General features: G+C 62.4%; 13 protein-coding genes. 7 read left to right on the top strand and 6 right to left on the bottom strand.

The genetic code is table 11. The features are described from left to right. Positions 1-16 precede the first annotated feature (16 nt). The 3 genes from KA354_05690 to KA354_05700 form a co-directional block, all read right to left on the bottom strand. Positions 17-1,096 carry an L-rhamnose/proton symporter RhaT gene (locus tag KA354_05690; GenBank protein MBP7934124.1) on the bottom strand — a complete coding sequence of 360 codons (1,080 nt, stop codon included), beginning with the start codon at positions 1,094-1,096 and terminating at the stop codon, positions 17-19. Positions 1,097-1,251: 155 nt separating this feature from the next. After that, the gene (locus tag KA354_05695) at positions 1,252-2,184 is read right to left on the bottom strand and encodes a polysaccharide deacetylase family protein (protein MBP7934125.1); all 933 of its coding nucleotides are present in this window, start codon (positions 2,182-2,184) and stop codon (positions 1,252-1,254) included. 50 nt (positions 2,185-2,234) lie between these two features. After that, positions 2,235-4,370 (bottom strand): M24 family metallopeptidase, encoded by a 2,136-nt coding sequence (locus KA354_05700; protein MBP7934126.1) that lies wholly within the window; start codon positions 4,368-4,370, stop codon positions 2,235-2,237. Here KA354_05700 and KA354_05705 point away from each other — a divergent pair. The 3 genes from KA354_05705 to KA354_05715 all read left to right on the top strand — a co-directional run bounded on the left by KA354_05705 (position 4,363) and on the right by KA354_05715 (position 6,549). Beyond that, a complete protein-coding gene (locus KA354_05705) occupies positions 4,363-4,830 on the top strand; it encodes a hypothetical protein (protein MBP7934127.1) in 468 nt (155 codons plus the stop codon). The genes KA354_05700 and KA354_05705 overlap by 8 nt on opposite strands. A gap of 79 nt (positions 4,831-4,909) precedes the next feature. After that, entirely contained in the window at positions 4,910-6,295 is a 1,386-nt protein-coding gene (locus KA354_05710; GenBank protein ID MBP7934128.1) for a hypothetical protein, read from the top strand. Between the two features lie 113 nt (positions 6,296-6,408). Continuing rightward, complete coding sequence (locus tag KA354_05715; GenBank protein ID MBP7934129.1) at positions 6,409-6,549, top strand: hypothetical protein; 141 nt, start codon at positions 6,409-6,411, stop codon at positions 6,547-6,549. Between the two features lie 204 nt (positions 6,550-6,753). On the opposite strand, the gene KA354_05720 is transcribed toward KA354_05715, so the two are convergent. Together KA354_05720 and KA354_05725 are read right to left on the bottom strand one after the other, a co-directional pair. Beyond that, positions 6,754-7,695, bottom strand: a complete 942-nt coding sequence (locus KA354_05720) for a DUF1501 domain-containing protein (GenBank protein ID MBP7934130.1) — start codon at positions 7,693-7,695, stop codon at positions 6,754-6,756. A gap of 89 nt (positions 7,696-7,784) precedes the next feature. Continuing rightward, positions 7,785-9,011, bottom strand: coding sequence for a DegT/DnrJ/EryC1/StrS family aminotransferase (locus tag KA354_05725; GenBank protein ID MBP7934131.1), 1,227 nt, complete (start codon positions 9,009-9,011; stop codon positions 7,785-7,787). A 646-nt stretch (positions 9,012-9,657) separates the two neighbouring features. Between KA354_05725 and KA354_05730 the strand changes: the two genes are divergently transcribed. Continuing rightward, complete coding sequence (locus tag KA354_05730) at positions 9,658-10,986, top strand: DegT/DnrJ/EryC1/StrS family aminotransferase (GenBank protein MBP7934132.1); 1,329 nt, start codon at positions 9,658-9,660, stop codon at positions 10,984-10,986. A gap of 53 nt (positions 10,987-11,039) precedes the next feature. Here KA354_05730 and KA354_05735 read toward each other — a convergent pair whose 3' ends face one another. After that, on the bottom strand, positions 11,040-11,240 hold the full coding sequence (locus KA354_05735; protein ID MBP7934133.1) for a hypothetical protein: 201 nt from the start codon (positions 11,238-11,240) through the stop codon (positions 11,040-11,042). A gap of 632 nt (positions 11,241-11,872) precedes the next feature. On the opposite strand from KA354_05735, the gene KA354_05740 reads away from it, so the two are divergent. The 3 genes from KA354_05740 to KA354_05750 are packed head-to-tail and all read left to right on the top strand — an operon-like array spanning position 11,873 to position 15,198. Then, positions 11,873-12,517, top strand: a complete 645-nt coding sequence (locus KA354_05740) for a sigma-70 family RNA polymerase sigma factor (protein ID MBP7934134.1) — start codon at positions 11,873-11,875, stop codon at positions 12,515-12,517. 42 nt (positions 12,518-12,559) lie between these two features. Further along, positions 12,560-14,383 (top strand): serine/threonine protein kinase, encoded by a 1,824-nt coding sequence (locus KA354_05745; GenBank protein MBP7934135.1) that lies wholly within the window; start codon positions 12,560-12,562, stop codon positions 14,381-14,383. Next, the gene (locus KA354_05750) at positions 14,380-15,198 is read left to right on the top strand and encodes a prepilin-type N-terminal cleavage/methylation domain-containing protein (protein MBP7934136.1); all 819 of its coding nucleotides are present in this window, start codon (positions 14,380-14,382) and stop codon (positions 15,196-15,198) included. The genes KA354_05745 and KA354_05750 overlap by 4 nt, the downstream gene beginning before the upstream one ends. Positions 15,199-15,209: the final 11 nt, after the last annotated feature.

Consider the following 15,209-nt stretch of genomic DNA (forward strand, 5'->3'; position numbering starts at 1 on the left):
AAAGCGGTCGAACGAGCTATTGAGAAATCGAGACAGCCGCCGAGGCGGCGGCATGGCGCTGAGCAAGCCCGTCACCAACGCCGATCATCATGACGGAGATGACTAGCATCACGATTCCCAGCCACAGGCACAAACGAGTCCGGGAATCGACCAGCTTCCACTCCTTGAGCAATAGGCCCCACAGATTGCCGAAGATGATGATCGCGGCCATGAATATGCTCCAACTGGCGAAGCTGTACTGGCCCATCTTCGTGGCGCCGGTGCCATAGCCGAAGTACTGCCCGTACCACATCAATCCGCTGATGAGGGCGAGGAAGTAGTTGAGAAAGAGCGTGCTTCGAGGCTGCGCGACATAGTCGCCGAAACGTTTGTTCTTCGCCGTCACGATCATGGTGGAGATGAAGTTCGTCGTGAATCCGCCCGCCAACGCCAGAACCAGGATGGGCATGTTCTTGAAGACCTCCTGCGTGCCAGAGCGGACGGCCTCAGCGGCGATCGGTTTTCCGGCCGTGAAGGCCAGCGCCATGCTGGCGCTCATGATGCCGCCGAACACGGCGAACGTGAGGCCCTTGACCAGGGCGAAATCCTTGATCGACTCCTTCTTCTGCTCGTCGGTGAGGCGCTGCTCCTTGAGTACTCCCGCATAGCCGCACAGGGCAATGCCAGCCAGGCATACCAGGAACCCGAGCAGCACAACGGCACCCGGAACCGTGGAGATCAGGAGGGCGAGTTTCTGGTCGAGCATTGCAGGCACCAATGTGCCGACAATCGCGCAGACGCCGAGCGAAATGGATTGCCCGAGCGAGAGACCAAGGTGACGCAGGGCCAGTCCACACATCAGCCCACCGAAGCCCCACAGAGCGCCAAACACATACGCCCCAACCAGGCTGCTCGCGCTGCTGGCGCGGAGGATGCCGGCCAGATTCGACGTGGTCAGTCCCCCCCCAACCGTGGGCATGATCACCCAGGCAACGAATCCGAGTGTGATCCAGTAGGTTTCCCAGGACCATTTCTTGATCTTGTGCGAGGGGACATAGAAGCTGGCCGCAGAAAGGCCGCCGAGCGAAAGCAGGATGGTCCCGACGATCTGTTCCATGTGGTTACCTTTCCGTGTCGTTCATCTTTGGCCGGTCGAGTCGCGCAGACTAGATTCGAATAAATCGCGTGCTCACGGTGACGCTCATTTCTGTATTGGGCCGGATGATCGCGGGGCATCCCCCCACGGCTTCGATCTCCATGAACCTGGCCGTATCACAGTAAGTACTCCGCCGCCAGCTCCTTGGCCGTGACGAACCGGCCGCCTCGCTCTCTGAACATGGCACACATGCGGTCGAGTTGCTTGAGGGCCTTCGGGCCGCAATTCTTGACAATGAACGGCAACGGCCTCACGCTGCTTTCCCCGAAGTCGAGCGCGCCCTGCGGCATCGGATGGAACTCCCACGGGTGGAGGTAGAGACAAACGACCGGCCGCTTCCCCCGGGCCTGAACATACTCAATGAAGCGGTCGGCCTTTTGCATCAGAAACTCGGCGGACTCGGTTCGGAAGACGGGCCATTGGTCGCGATCGCGCTGATACGGATCGTTGCTCACCATGCTGAGATCGCAGAAATTGGGAATTTCCACGATCCGCATCCGGCCCGGCCTTGTCCAGTCCTTTGCAGATGGGTGATAGGGAACGAACGGCTTCTGGTAGAAGTACAACGGGAAGGAGGCATCGGCCCGATAGCCCAACTTCTCCAGCACGTTGAGCACCTTGGTGCTGCCCCAGAGGCGAGGGCACCGGAAGCTCGTGGGGCGGAGGCCGCTCACTTCACGCACGATCCGCGTGGCCTCGCGCAACCGGCCTTCCACCTCCGAGGGCAAGATGGGCCAGTTGTTGGGCAGAGGGAAGATCGGATCGCCCAGAGTCTCGTGATAGAGTCCGTGACAACCCGTTTCGTGGCCAGCATCGCGAACACGGTGGACCACGTCGGGGTTGTTCTCCGCCGCATGGCCCGTCCAGAAGAACGTGGCCTGGATGTCGTGCTTCCTGAGCAGTTCCAGCAGGCGCGGAGTGCCGCGTTTAACCCCTTCGTAAAAGGGCGTGAAGGAACCGATGTCGGTCTCCATATCGAACCCGAAGACGACGTCGAACGCGTGGTCCACAACGCCCGGCGATGGCCTGCGTGGCTTCATCTTCTTCATGTTGATTGATCCTCAAGAGGGATTCCGTTGGCTCAACTTGGTTCTTCGCACTACACACCGATCTCAAAGATCTTGCCGATCGGCTGTGACAACAGCTCAGCACGGTCTTTGCGGATCGCAATGCCCGTCTCCCAACGAATGCCGAATTCCTGGGCCGAGACGAAGGTGTCGACCTGGAACGTCATGTTTTCCGCGAGATGGTAGTTCGAGATGCTCTCCATCCACGGCGATTCGACCTCGATCAGTCCCGTCCCGTGGCAGGGACCGTACAAGTAGTTGTCATAGTACCCGCGTTTCTTGAAGAGCTCGATGTATTCTTTGGCGACGTCGGCCGCTACGACGCCCGCCTTCAACTGGTCATAAGTCCAGCGATGGGCCTCCAGGCCGAAATCGACGATTTCCTTCTTGCGGCCGGTCAGGCGGCCCATGCTGACGGGCATGCCGATGCTGGGTGAATAGCCGTCCACTTTGGCCGACAGATTCAACTGAACGATATCGCCCTTCTGGATCTCTCGATACGTGGATCGTGAAATCGCGTGGCGAGTGGACTTCTCGCTGAATACGTACATGGGAAGCCCCTCGTACTCCGCCCCGTTTTCATAGATGGTCTTCTGGGCGATTCCGACCAACTGCAATTCCGTCATGCCGGGCTGAATGTGATGAATGACTTCCCGCGTGGCGATTTCGGTAATCCGCAGGCCCTCGCGAATGCAGGCGATCTCGTTTTCCGACTTGATGCTGCGCAGCGCGACCATCACGTCGTCGGCGCGTACGATCTCCGCTTCGGGGTAGCACTCCTTCAAGCCGGCCAGTTGAATAGGATTGCTAACCAGGTATCCGCCGATGCCGATCTTCAGCCGCTTGCCCTGGACGCCGATCGACTTGAACGCGTCGGTGAACGTCGACGCCTGCAGTTCCGGGTAGGCGGGGTCCGCGGATTCGCGGTACTCCATCAACTGAAAGATATTCTGAATCATGCTCCGATCAGAGGAGTATTTCAGACTCTCCGGGCCCACCATCAGCGCCGCTCTGCCCAGAGGACTGATGGCCACGCCCGCCGTCTCGAACAATGGCCAGAAGTTGGAGAAGTAGCGCACATTCGCGTAGTCCGCTTCGTTCGAATTGGCCACGAGGACGTCGAGACCGCGCTGCTGAACGAGCGCGGCCGCTTTCTGAACGCGTTGCTGGTATTCCGCCTCGGGAATGCACACACGTTGGTCCATGTTGTTCTCTCCTATCGATTTTGACTTGCTCCCAAGCATGGTACCACCTGATATGTTGGTCCGTCGAGCCCGAGAGTGGCCTTGGTGTCGGTCTTCTTCTCGGTGCCTTCCGGTTGGAGCTTCTAACCCGGAGGCTCGGAGGGTGCGGCCAGCGGTGCCAGCGGGGTTCCAGGCGACCAAAACTGACGATCCGCCGCAGAAGACCTCGCCGCCCACGGGCTGAGTCACCTCAAATCCAGAACCTGCGGAGACGAACTGGACCGTCACCTCCCCTACTGCCGTCCCGCCGGCGCCGGCCACATTATCGCGCACAACGAATTCAAACCTGGAGGCGCTTCGGCCGAACTGCGGAAGGTACTCGCCGGCTGTCGTGGTGTTGGTTAGTATGTCGGACAATTGCGGAAAGAACCGCTCGCCGGAACCGTTGTGCATGAATACGCCAAACAGCGGTTCGTTTGCCCCGGTGTCCGGTCCCAGTGCCACCGCAGGGCCCAAGTCGGCCTGTTCCCAGGAGCCGGTCATTCCATCAAAGTCGCCAAAATCCTCATCATCCCACACTCCCAGCAATCGGAACGGCGTGCTCGTGGGGACAATCCAGGAACTGGCTGCAAACGGCACCACGACAGGAAGATGGTTCGATGTCGTTTCCGTCGCCCCGCATCCCGCCGCAAGCTTGGCGGCAATTTGGCTGATGCTGGAGGAGTTGAACATGGGGTACTTCACACCAATGGTGCCCGTACCGGTCAGGATGTTGTCCGTCCCGCAGGTTCCACCATAGGACATGATGGTGGTCCCGGAGCCGGGTTCGTAGGCTGTGGCGGGGGTGTACTGGCCGGCTGAGCCACAACTTCCATTGATGCCGTTGAAGGTATGGGTGGCGCCGAGTTGGTGGCCTATCTCATGGGCAAGCAAATCGATGCTGAACGAGTCCCCGCTAAGGACGGAACTCGCCGAGATGCCCATGCCCTTCTACAGCGGAGCAGCCGGCCCGGGCCACGTCTGGTTCTGGCAGCAGTGCATTGACCGACCCGACCACTGGTATCATTTCGCCCGTTTCGCCAAAGCGATTGAAGAGCTTGATCCGGCCGGCGAGCGGTTCAAGCCGGTGCAAATCCCAAACGCCCGACTGCATATCTATGCCCTGCAGGGCGAGAGAACGTTTCTGGCTTGGTGTCGAGACATCGACAACACCTGGCAGACAGAGCTCGTCGACGGCCGCAGGCCGGTGCTGATCCAAGGCCAAACGGTTGACCTGGCACGACAAGTCGGCATGGGCCTGTCGGCGACGCGAGTGCGATTCTACGACCCTTGGATGGATCGGTGGGCTGATGGCCACGTTGCTGACGGGCGGATTCTGCTGCCGGATTTCACCCGTTCCATCGTTATCCGCCTGGAGCACGTGGCGCCACTGCCGCAGCCCTGACGGACAGGTTCTGGGGTGTCTGGCCACCGCCATGACTTTCCCCATTCCCTCATCACTGGTCGCGCAATAGAATATCAGCATGATTCGGCTTTCCCGCCGCCAGTTTCTCCAGCGAACCGCTCTTCAGGCCACTGGTGCTGGCCTGGCTCTCCGTTCCGCGGCAAGTCTTGGGCAAACCGCGGGCAGTCGCCCCGCGCAAGCGGCCGACGTCCAGGTGCTCAACCCGCGCAACCGCGTGCCGGTGTCGCTGATCATTGACGATTCGACGTGCCTCGTGAACGTGAACCGTTTCGCCGTGCCGCAGTTCGCCAGCGCTTGGGGGAACAAGCAGGAATTTCGGCAACCCTGGCAGGACTGGCCCGTCGAGATCCCGGATGATTTCGTCCGGCGGTTCGCGGATTTCTCCGACCAGCACGGCATCAAGGGTAAGTACAGCGTCGTACCCTTCCCAGCCTGCGTAGGGCGACTGGACCGGGTTCTGCCCGGTTGGACGGCACAGGCGCTCGACGACAGCCTCCAACTGGTCCGCACGCGCCTGCTGCCCAATTGGAACGTCCATCCGGAGATGGTCACCCACACCTGGGTGATCGACACGAGGACCGGGCATCCTTACCCGGAGCGCAGCCTGCGCTACCAGGAGAACTGGGATTGGTCGGTCGGGCGGTCGGTTGACGAGTTGGCCGGCTACATGGCCTACGCCTTGCGAATTCTCAAAAACGTCGGCTTGCCCTGCGAGGGGATCACCACGCCCGGTGGGTTTGGCTCGCGCGCGCTACCGGAACTGGCCCAGGCGGCGCTGCAATCCTGCCGTGACGTATTTGCCGCCGAGGTACCGCATTACTTTCGCCACGTGTATGAGAATGGGCCGGAGAGCGTGGCCCCGCGCGTCGAGTACGCATCTGGCCTGGACGGCGCCGATCCGCGCTGTGTGGTCTCGATCATTGGCTGCACCGGCGACTGGACCGGGGGATGGGATTGCTCCAGCCAGGGCGATCTTGACCGCTTCATCACGCCCAACCTGCAATCCGGACGGCTGGTGGAAGTGATCGAGCGCGGCCAACCGGCCGTCCTGGTTTGCCATTGGACGGGGCTCTACTTCAACGGCCGGGAAGTCGGGTTCAAGATTCTCCAGGAGGTCGTGCGGCGTCTGCACCAACGCTACGACCACCTGGTCTGGATGAAGCTGAGCCAGATCGCTCGCTATTGGGCGGCCCGTCATTTGACCCGCATCGACAGGGATGAGACCGGACTCTCGCTGCGAGCCCCTTTTTCCGCTGCGGACTTTACAGTCCAGGTGCCCGCACCCAGCAACGCAGCACCGCAATTGCGCGCCGGCGAGACTCGCATCGAACTCCGTGAAGTGAGCCGTGGCACGGATCTGAAGGCGGGAACGTGCCTGCGCACGGGCAATCGCCTGGTGCTCTGCTTTGACCTGCCTCGCGGGCCCTCGCGGCTGCAATTCTGACCTGGTCAGTGATCGATTGTCGCGATCGGGGCTCATGTCGATCACAGAACGTGCGCGCACCAAGATATCAGTCACTATGACGGTTCTCGGCTCAGAAGACGAAGATCGAGGCGATGGAGACGGTCCAGCGGGGTCTGTCCCAGTCGATCATCCATCACCAGCGGGGCCAGAACCGATCCTGCTCCGCGGCCATCCGCCGGGTCGCTCTCGCCCTGCCCCCCGCCAGGAAGATTGAGCCAGGAGCGGACAACTGACGAGTTCGTAAGTGTGAATCTCGTCGGCTCCCTTACAGACCCTTGAAAACAAAGATGTTATGATGACGCAGAGGTTCGCACCGGGGTCTCTCCTCCTGAAGCCATTGCGTGCTCTTGGGCCGGCTTCGCAGCCCCAAGCCGGCCCGTGCCGGCGGGCCTGGAGAGCCCCGCTTTCCTGATCTGGCTGCAGATGTCGCGATGGGGTCACACCAGGCGGCCCAACCACCGCTTGGCCAGTTCCGCATAAACGCTTCTGAAATCGACGGTGGCGACGAGGTTCCCGGCATCCGTCTCCGCCAGCGATGGCGTTCGCCCATACAGCCCGCCCTCGATGCCACGGCCCATGATGAGCACCGGCCCAGCGGCGCCATGATCCGATCCGGCGTCCGCGTTCTCTGCGGGCCGCCGGCCGAACTCCGACCAGACCATGACCAGCACGTGATCGGCCGTGCCTTGCCGCTCCAGATTACGCTGGAGCTTCGCCAGTCCGCCGGCCAGTTCTCGAAGGACGTGGGCATGCTGCGGGAGCTGATCCTCGTGCGTATCGAACCCGCCGACGCTGGCGAATGCCAGTCTGGGAGCAGGATGAGTCTCGGCCAGCCGAGTGACGGCGGTCAGCACCTCCTCGATCCGCCCGGCGGAGTAGGGAAGCGGGTTGGGGTTCGGAGGGTACCCGACGCCTCTCAAAGTGTCGGAGAGACCGTTGGGCTGAGGGCTTGCCTCTTGGACCGTTCCGTCCCACGGGTCAGTCTCGGGATTACGATCCATCAGCCCATCCAGCCAGATCCGGCACGAGCCGAGGTGTGAGTAGTCTGGGGCCGAGCAGCCTACGCCCTGAACGATGGCAAGCTGCCCGCGCTCGTAAATCTGCGCCAGGGCCCGTAGCGATGGATGCAGCGCGACCTGCTGATCGATGGGCACGCATTCGCTGGCCACGCGGCTGAGGCACGGCCGCAACTCGTGGTAGAGCGGATCGGCGTAGGGTATGACGGTGTTGAGTCCGTCGTTTCCGCCGGACAGGTGCAGCAAGATGAGCGTCCGTTCGGCGTTCCGCCGTGTGCCCATCGCTTTGACGGGGCTCGCGAGCGTCGATCCCGCTGTCCAGGCAAGACCGGTCTGAAGGATTTGCCGCCGCGTAGGCCTCACCGATTCTCCACGCCTTTGATCCACAGTCAGGGCTCCCTTGTGTGCAACTCCTCCGATCTTCGCGTTTGCCCGGTTCGCGCCGTCCGAGGTCACGCGTGCCAAGCCTTTTGGATCTTGCGGATGGCCTCGGGGATATCGGCCAAGTCTTTCTCGTCGGCGAGCAAGATGGTCTGCCCCAGCCAGAGACTCTCCCTGCAGATTCGCTCGGCATTGGGGCAGGGCTCGACCGCGACCAAGTCAGGGTGGCGTCTCCGGACTGCCTGGGCCACACCGTGATTGGAGACCAAGTCATCGTAACCGGCCGCAAGCGGGATGCCCTCGGCTTGCATGGCCCGGACGAACTCTCCGCGAGGCCGGCCGCCGAATGCGGACGGGATGTATCGCATCATGCACAGGTGCCACGCGTGGTTGGTCACGTAATCCGGTAGCCGAGCCGGGCGAACGCCCGTGATCCCTTTCAGTTCCTGGTTGAGGTAGCGAACCGCCCGGTTTCGGCGTGCACTCTGTGCGTCCAGGGCCTTGAGTCGCTCCTCCAGCAGTGCGGCGATGTACTCTGACGGGCGGTAGCTGTACCCGGCCCGTGGCTGACTGAAGGTCGTTCCCTGCGGCGGCTGTCCCACGTGATGGGTAGCGTGGGCCCGGGCATAGACTTCGTCCGAGTCAGTAGCCAAGAATCCGCCTTCGCCGCAGCAGAGGTTCTTGGTCGATTGGAACGAGAACGCCCCCGCGTTGGCGAGCCCGCCGCACTTGCGTCCTTTGTAGGTGGCTCCGTGGGCCTGGCAGGCATCCTCGACCACGGGGAGGTTGTGCCTGCGGGCAACGGAGATGATGGCATCCATATCGGCCGGGTGACCCAGGATGTCCACGGGCATGACGGCTCGCGTCTCTGGTTTGATCGCGCTCTCCAGCGCGGCCGGATCCAGGCAAGCGGTCTCCGAGTCCACGTCCACGAACCGGACCGAGAAGCCCATCTCCCAGGCCGCATGGGCGGAGGCGATGAACGTATAGTTGGGCACGATGCACTCGCCGTTGTAGCCCAGCCCATCGGTGTCTGTCACCGCACACAGGGCGAGCTTGAGTGCACTGGTTCCGGAAGTGGTCAGCAGACCGCGCTTGGCGCCGAGGTATTCGCAGTAAGCTCTGGCGAACCGCCGGCCATGAGGTTGCGGCAAGCCCTCTGTTTTGCTGAGGTAGACCTCACGTACGGCCGGTTCCTGACCTTTCCAGCTTTCGAGTGTGGACGGCGGCCAGCTCGGCCATGGACGAACTCGGCCGTCGTGTACGGGAGTGCCGCCTTCGATGGCCAGTTTGCTCATGGGCGTTCCTCGCGCTAGGCTACATGGCGGACCTGACGTGCGTTCAGTCTCGCCGCCGGCCGGACCTTGTCAAGGCCCGACTCGCCCCCCCCCACGACGCGCGTGCGTTCACGCAGCGGCGGCCGCATGGGCGGGTGCACATTCAGGGCGGGTCCTTCAGCCCACCTCCGGGTCTCGGCCCCTTGGTCGCGATCCCATCCAACGACCGCCGGCGCGCGGCCGAGAGGATGAGATCCTCGGTCTGGGGCGCAAATCGGGTGGGACGATCGTAGTATATCATTGAAGTGCAGGTCTCGCAGCCCCCCATACGGATGTGAGACAACCGCTCCCGGCGTGTCGAGGGAGCGGGGCAGACGGGATCCTCGGCCGTGATGCACACCTTTCCTCAGTTCATGTTTTGTTCGTACCTGTTGACTGCGGCCTATCCCGTCGACCGGCCGGACTCGAGCGACAATCGGCCCGATCAACGGTATTCTCGGAATCTGGGGCCTGAGCGATGTCCCAGGGTGGCCGGGGGCTGGGGATGCGAAGCCGCCCGAGTTGAGGATAATGCCTCTTCTGGAGAAGGCGGGCGACGGGGACTGCGGCCTGGGGCGGGAGTACAGCCCGAAGTGTATGGTCTTGTGTGCTGAGTCGAGGCGCGACAATGGCTGAGAAACTAGCGATCGCCGGCGGAACTCCGGTACTGACCCGGAGGGACTTCAAGAATTGGCCGGTGATTACGGATGACGACCGCAGGTACGTCAACGAGGTGCTGGACAGCGGCATCGTGGCGGGTGCCACGGCTCCCCAGGCCATCGCCCTGCAAACCGAATGGGCCAAGTTCGTGGGAGCCAGGTATTGCCTGACCACCGCCAGCGGAACCGCGGCATTGCACATGGCTTTGGCGGCGGTAGGCGTGGGGCCGGGCGACGAGGTCATTGTCCCGGCCTACACGTTTCTGGCCAGTGCATCGTGCATCATGCACCAGATGGCAATTCCGGTATTCGTCGACATTGAACCGAACACCTGCACAATCGACCCTGCCAAGATCGAGGCGGTGATCACCGAGCGAACCAAGGCGATCATCCCGGTTCACATTCAGGGATGTCCCGCGGATATGAATCCGATCCTCAACACGGCCAGAAAGCACGATTTGCGGGTCATTGAGGATGCGTGCCAGGCACACGGGGCCTTGTACAAGGGCCGAAGGTGCGGCACGATGGGTATCGCCGGGGCTTTCAGCCTGAACAACCTGAAGAATCTGTGCGGAGGCGAGGGCGGCCTTTTCGTCACCGATGATGAGGACATTCTCAAGAGAGGTGATCTGGTCCGGTATTTCGGTGACGAGTGCGACGAGGCGACGCTGCGGCAGAAGTACAACTCATCGATCCTGGGCTACATGTATCGGAACCAGGAGTTGCCTGCTGCGCTGGCCCGCGGGCAACTCAGACACCTCGAGGAACACAATGAAACGCGTATCCGCAATGCCGAGTACCTCAACAGTGAATTGGGCAGGATTCCGGGCGTTATTCCTCCTCGTTGTCCACCCGACTGTCGGCACGTTTACTGGCTTTATGGGCTTCGCTTTGACCCGCATGCGGCAGGCATCGAGGCGTCGCCCCGCCGGTTCCGCGTGGCCGTGGAGAAGAGCCTGTTCAAGGAAGGGGTGTTGGTTGGGCAATGGCAGGCCATGCCCGTTCCCGCCCAAGACATCTTTCAGAGCATGATCGGCATCGGCAACCGTTATCCGTGGGCGATCAACGAGGCTAAGGGTATTACCTACAGATACGACCCCAATGCCTACCCTGTGGCTCAGATGTTCTGCGACAGTTACACCATCGTGCACTCCATTCATCCTCCCAACGGCAGGGAGCTCAACAGGAAAGTCGTTCTGGCATTCCAGAAGGTTTTTGAAAACCTTGGTGAGGTGATGGACCATGCGGATGACGATATCCGGCCGAGCTTCGACGGCCGGCTGTATGGCGTCGGCTGAGAGCTTCAGTTCTTTGGGGCGATCATCCTTCACGGAGCCGACGATCGAGTGGCTCATATATGCCGGCCTGTCCTCACGGTCACTGCGAACCACACCTCTCGCCGCTCGAAATCGTACAGGCCCAGCGTGTAACGCTCGAACTCCCGCCGTGCGGCCTCCTGCCAGGCTGGCGACTCCGCTCGTCCGCTGACCAGGCGTGACACGCCGTGAATGATCTGATTGGCGATGCTAATCGGGTCACAAGTCCGGCCCATGGCAAGCTTCCTTTCCGGCCTCGGATTCACCCTGCCGCTCGAGGCTCCGGAGGTACAACCGAGATTCTGCCAGTGTACTTTCTGAGATTTCGCCTTTCCACTCGAGTCTTCCTGCGGAGAGCCGCCCGGCGGTCCTGTTCCGGAAGGCGGAAGAGTGAATCCGTGATTCACCGTGAGCGCGGTTCCCGGTTCTCGGTCGGCCTATTTGAAGGCCGCAACGGGCGGCCAGGACTGAAGGTGACGAACACAGGGAGACGACGTATGTGCGGGATTATTGGAATTCTCATAGGGCTGGTAGTAAAGATCGGTGTGCCGCTCCAGAGCCTCGGCTTCTGAGAACGGGCGGCTCATCCGACAACCTGCCACGCGAAACATGACCCCGGTTCACCAGCGGCGAGCCGGGGTCATCGCTTGCCAGGAGGCAGGATGCCGCCATAGGCCCAAGGGCCCGGCTGCTGGCAGGCTCGCTGTAATGGCGACCTCCCACGGTTTGACCGCGTTCCCCTTCATTTTGGCGGTCCCGGCGGTATTGACATAGGTCCGGGCAGTCTTCACAATAGGAAGGGCATCGAGAAACCGCATCGCTAACCGGTCCCCCAAGTCGTGCCTCAGTCACCAAGGAGGCGTGGGCCATGCAGGACTTCCCGTACAGCGATGCCGACGACCAGTTGTTGGACCAGGCCGCCGCAGGGGATCACACTGCGCTGGAGTCACTCCTGCTGAGCTGCTATCCGCGTCTGGCTGCTTGCATCACCCACAAGCTTCCGGCGGCGATGAAGAGCCAGATCAGCCCTGAAGACATCCTGCAGGAGACCTTCGCTGAAGTGTTCCGCCACATGGGCCGGTTCCATCCCCAGGGGGTTGACGCGTTTTTCCATTGGGTGGCGGGTATTGCTGATCATCGCCTGGTGGATGCGATCAAGGCCCAATGTGCGGCCAAACGAGGTGGTGGCCGGGAACCTGTCGATCTGGCGGTCGATCCGGAGGTCAGCTCGATGGCGGACCTCTTAGGGGTATTGGCGGCCCACAGCCGCACGCCCAGCCGCTCGGCCGCCCGGCACGAGGCGGTGGCGGCGGTCCAGGCCGCGCTCGACACCCTGGGCGACGATCAGCGTCAGGCGCTGCGATTGCGTTACATCGAAGGCCTGCCGGTGGCCCAGATCGCTGAGCGGATGGGGCGGACGGAAGGCTCGGTCCACATGCTCTGCAACCGCGGGCTCAAGGAACTGCGGGCCATTCTCGGCCGATCGAGCGAGTACCTGTCACGCAAAGCGTGAGCGTCCGCCCCTGCCGTCGGTATCAAGTCAGGAGGCGGTCCCATGCCGGACCCCGAAGACGTCTCGGTGACGCAGTCGTCTGGGGAATCGTTGCCTTCAACGCGGGCCGCCGGTGTCTTGATGCCGCAAACGCCACCCCACGATGCGGAAGGTCCGGATGGCCGTTCGGAGACCGTCCGGCGGGTCCTTCGGGACTGCATTCGGCGCCGAGCTGCCGGTGAGGACCTGCCGGACGAGCGGATCATCGACCGGCACCCCGACTTGATGCCCGAATTGGGCCGCGAACTGCGAGCCTTGGACCTCATCGAGCAGGCCCGTCGCGACGTTGCCGCTGAGACGAGGGAGTTGCAGCCGCAATCGGCGGGTGCTGGTCTTGAGGCGTTTTCCGGCCCCGCCGCTGCGACCTTCCCGGGCTACCAGATTCTCCGCGAGCTGCACCGCGGGGGGCAGGGAGTCGTTTACCAAGCCCTTCAAGAATCCACCCAGCGGATTGTGGCCATCAAAGTGATGCTGGAGGGTCCTTTCGCCAGCCAGATGTCCAGGCTCCGCTTTGAGCGGGAGATCAAGCTCGTCGCCGGCTTCAAGCATCCCAACATCGTCGTGGTCCATGACAGCGGAATCACCCGTGGGGGGTACTACTTTGCGATGGACTATATCGATGGATGCTGTCTGGACACCTACGTTCGCCTCCGAAGCCTGCGGACCCGCGATATCGTGGAGCTGTTCGGCCGGACCTGTGATGCCGTGGCGTATGCGCACCGCCGGGGCGTGATTCACCGAGACCTGAAGCCGTCCAACGTTCTCGTCGGCGAAGGCGGAACACCCTACGTCGTTGACTTCGGACTGGCCAAGATACCGGAGGAGGATGCACTGCTTCCGGAACAACCTCTGACCAGGCCGGGCAATCTGCTCGGAACGCTGCCCTACATGTCACCGGAACAGACCTACGGCAAATCGGAGGGCATTGATGCCCGAACCGACGTCTACTCCCTGGGAGTCATTCTCTATCAGCTGCTCACCGGTTCGCTCCCGTACCCGACCGACGGCGACATCACCCATGCTGTCCGGAGCATTCGCGAGGCGGACCCGCCACGGCCTTCTGCGGTCACCGCCTCGGCCCGTGCCCGGGGGGTCAATTCCGAGATCGACGCGATCGTGCTGAAAGCTCTGGAGAAGGAGCCGGACCGGCGCTATCAGTCGGTCAGCGAATTCCGGCAGGACCTACTGGCTTGGCTCGACGCCCGGCCCATCAGCGCCCGGTCCGCCAGCTCGCTGTATCTCCTGCGTAAGATCGTGGTGCGTCACAGCTTCGAGTCGCTGCTAGTGGGTACGGTCATCGCCGCGCTGATCGGATTTGGGAGCATTGCGTTGCACGCTCTGTTTCAGGCTCGCGAGGCGGTGAGCAGGCAGGTGGACACCCAGAGCGCGCTGATGCAGGCGAACGCAACGTGGCAGGCCGCCGGCACCGCGGCGTACGCGACGAACGCACGGAATTCGTTTGGGTGGTTCCTGGCCGAGTGGTACGCCGGACGCTCGCACCGCGCCCGGGAGATTCAGGTGACCACAGCTCAAGCTGCTCCGGATTACGGTGCGGTGATGGATTTCCTGCTGGACGAGGCTGTGACTCCCGAAGAGCTCCGCTCTCGTCTGGGAGCGGGATCCGAGGCCTTGCTGGAGTTTGCCTGCGGTGAGCGGGCCCTCAAGCAGGGCCGCGAGCGGGAGGCGTACGAGTACTTCGAGAGGTGTGTTTCACTGGGGGGTGGAGTCTGGCTAACGGCGTCGGCCAAAGCCCGCGTGGAGCAGCTTCGCGCGTCAGGCACCGCCGAGCTCGGCCAGCTCGGCGAAGAAGAACGAGAATCGCCATGAGACCCGTCGCCTCCACCGTCCGGCTCACCTGCCACCGGCGACGACGCGACACGCGCCTTGCCTTCACTCTGCTGGAAGTGCTTGTGGTGGTGGCAGTGGTGTCGCTGCTGGTGGCGGTGTTACTACCCGCTCTGAACAGCGCTCGTGAGTCCGCGCGCCGAGCTGCCTGCCTGGCCAATCTCACGCAGCTCCGGACGGCCTGGGACCTGTACCTGCGCGATTCGAAGGATCGCTTCCCCCGTTACCAGAACGCGGCGTACAACTATGGCGGACGTCAAGGCATGCCTCCTTCTTTCGGCTCAAAGGCGGGACTCCCCAAGCCTCTGAACCGCTATCTGGTGCTCAAGCCGGTGGTCAGAGTCGGTGCGGAGGAGTTCCATTGCGCCTCAGACTCCGGTTCGTCTACGCGCCTGCCCACCCATTTCTGCTACTACGGCACAAGCTACCGCACCAACGAGTTCCTCGTCGGCGTGCCGGTGGAAAACCTGGTGCCCATGACCGACGACCCGGTCACCGCCGATTCTGCTTTCCTCGCACTGCTCAAGAGCGATATCCAGGCGTTTCAGGCCTCGAAGACATGCCAGCCAGCCCGGGTGGCGTTTCTGGGAGACGACACCTGGTGGCGCACGTGGTTGCCGGCACCCATGAACACACTCCCAGAGTGGCACCGCGGTCCGCGCTCGCACAACCTGGCTTTCATGGACGGACATGTTGCGCCTCTCGACGTTCGCAAAGGCCGATACAGCACTGGCGATTACACGGTCTTGCCGACGCGAAGGCTTCAGGAGGCTGCGCAGGTCATTCAGGACAAATGACCCGCCCTGCG

The organism is Phycisphaerae bacterium (assembly GCA_018003015.1).
In the GTDB taxonomy this organism is placed as follows: Bacteria; Planctomycetota; Phycisphaerae; order UBA1845; family PWPN01; genus JAGNEZ01.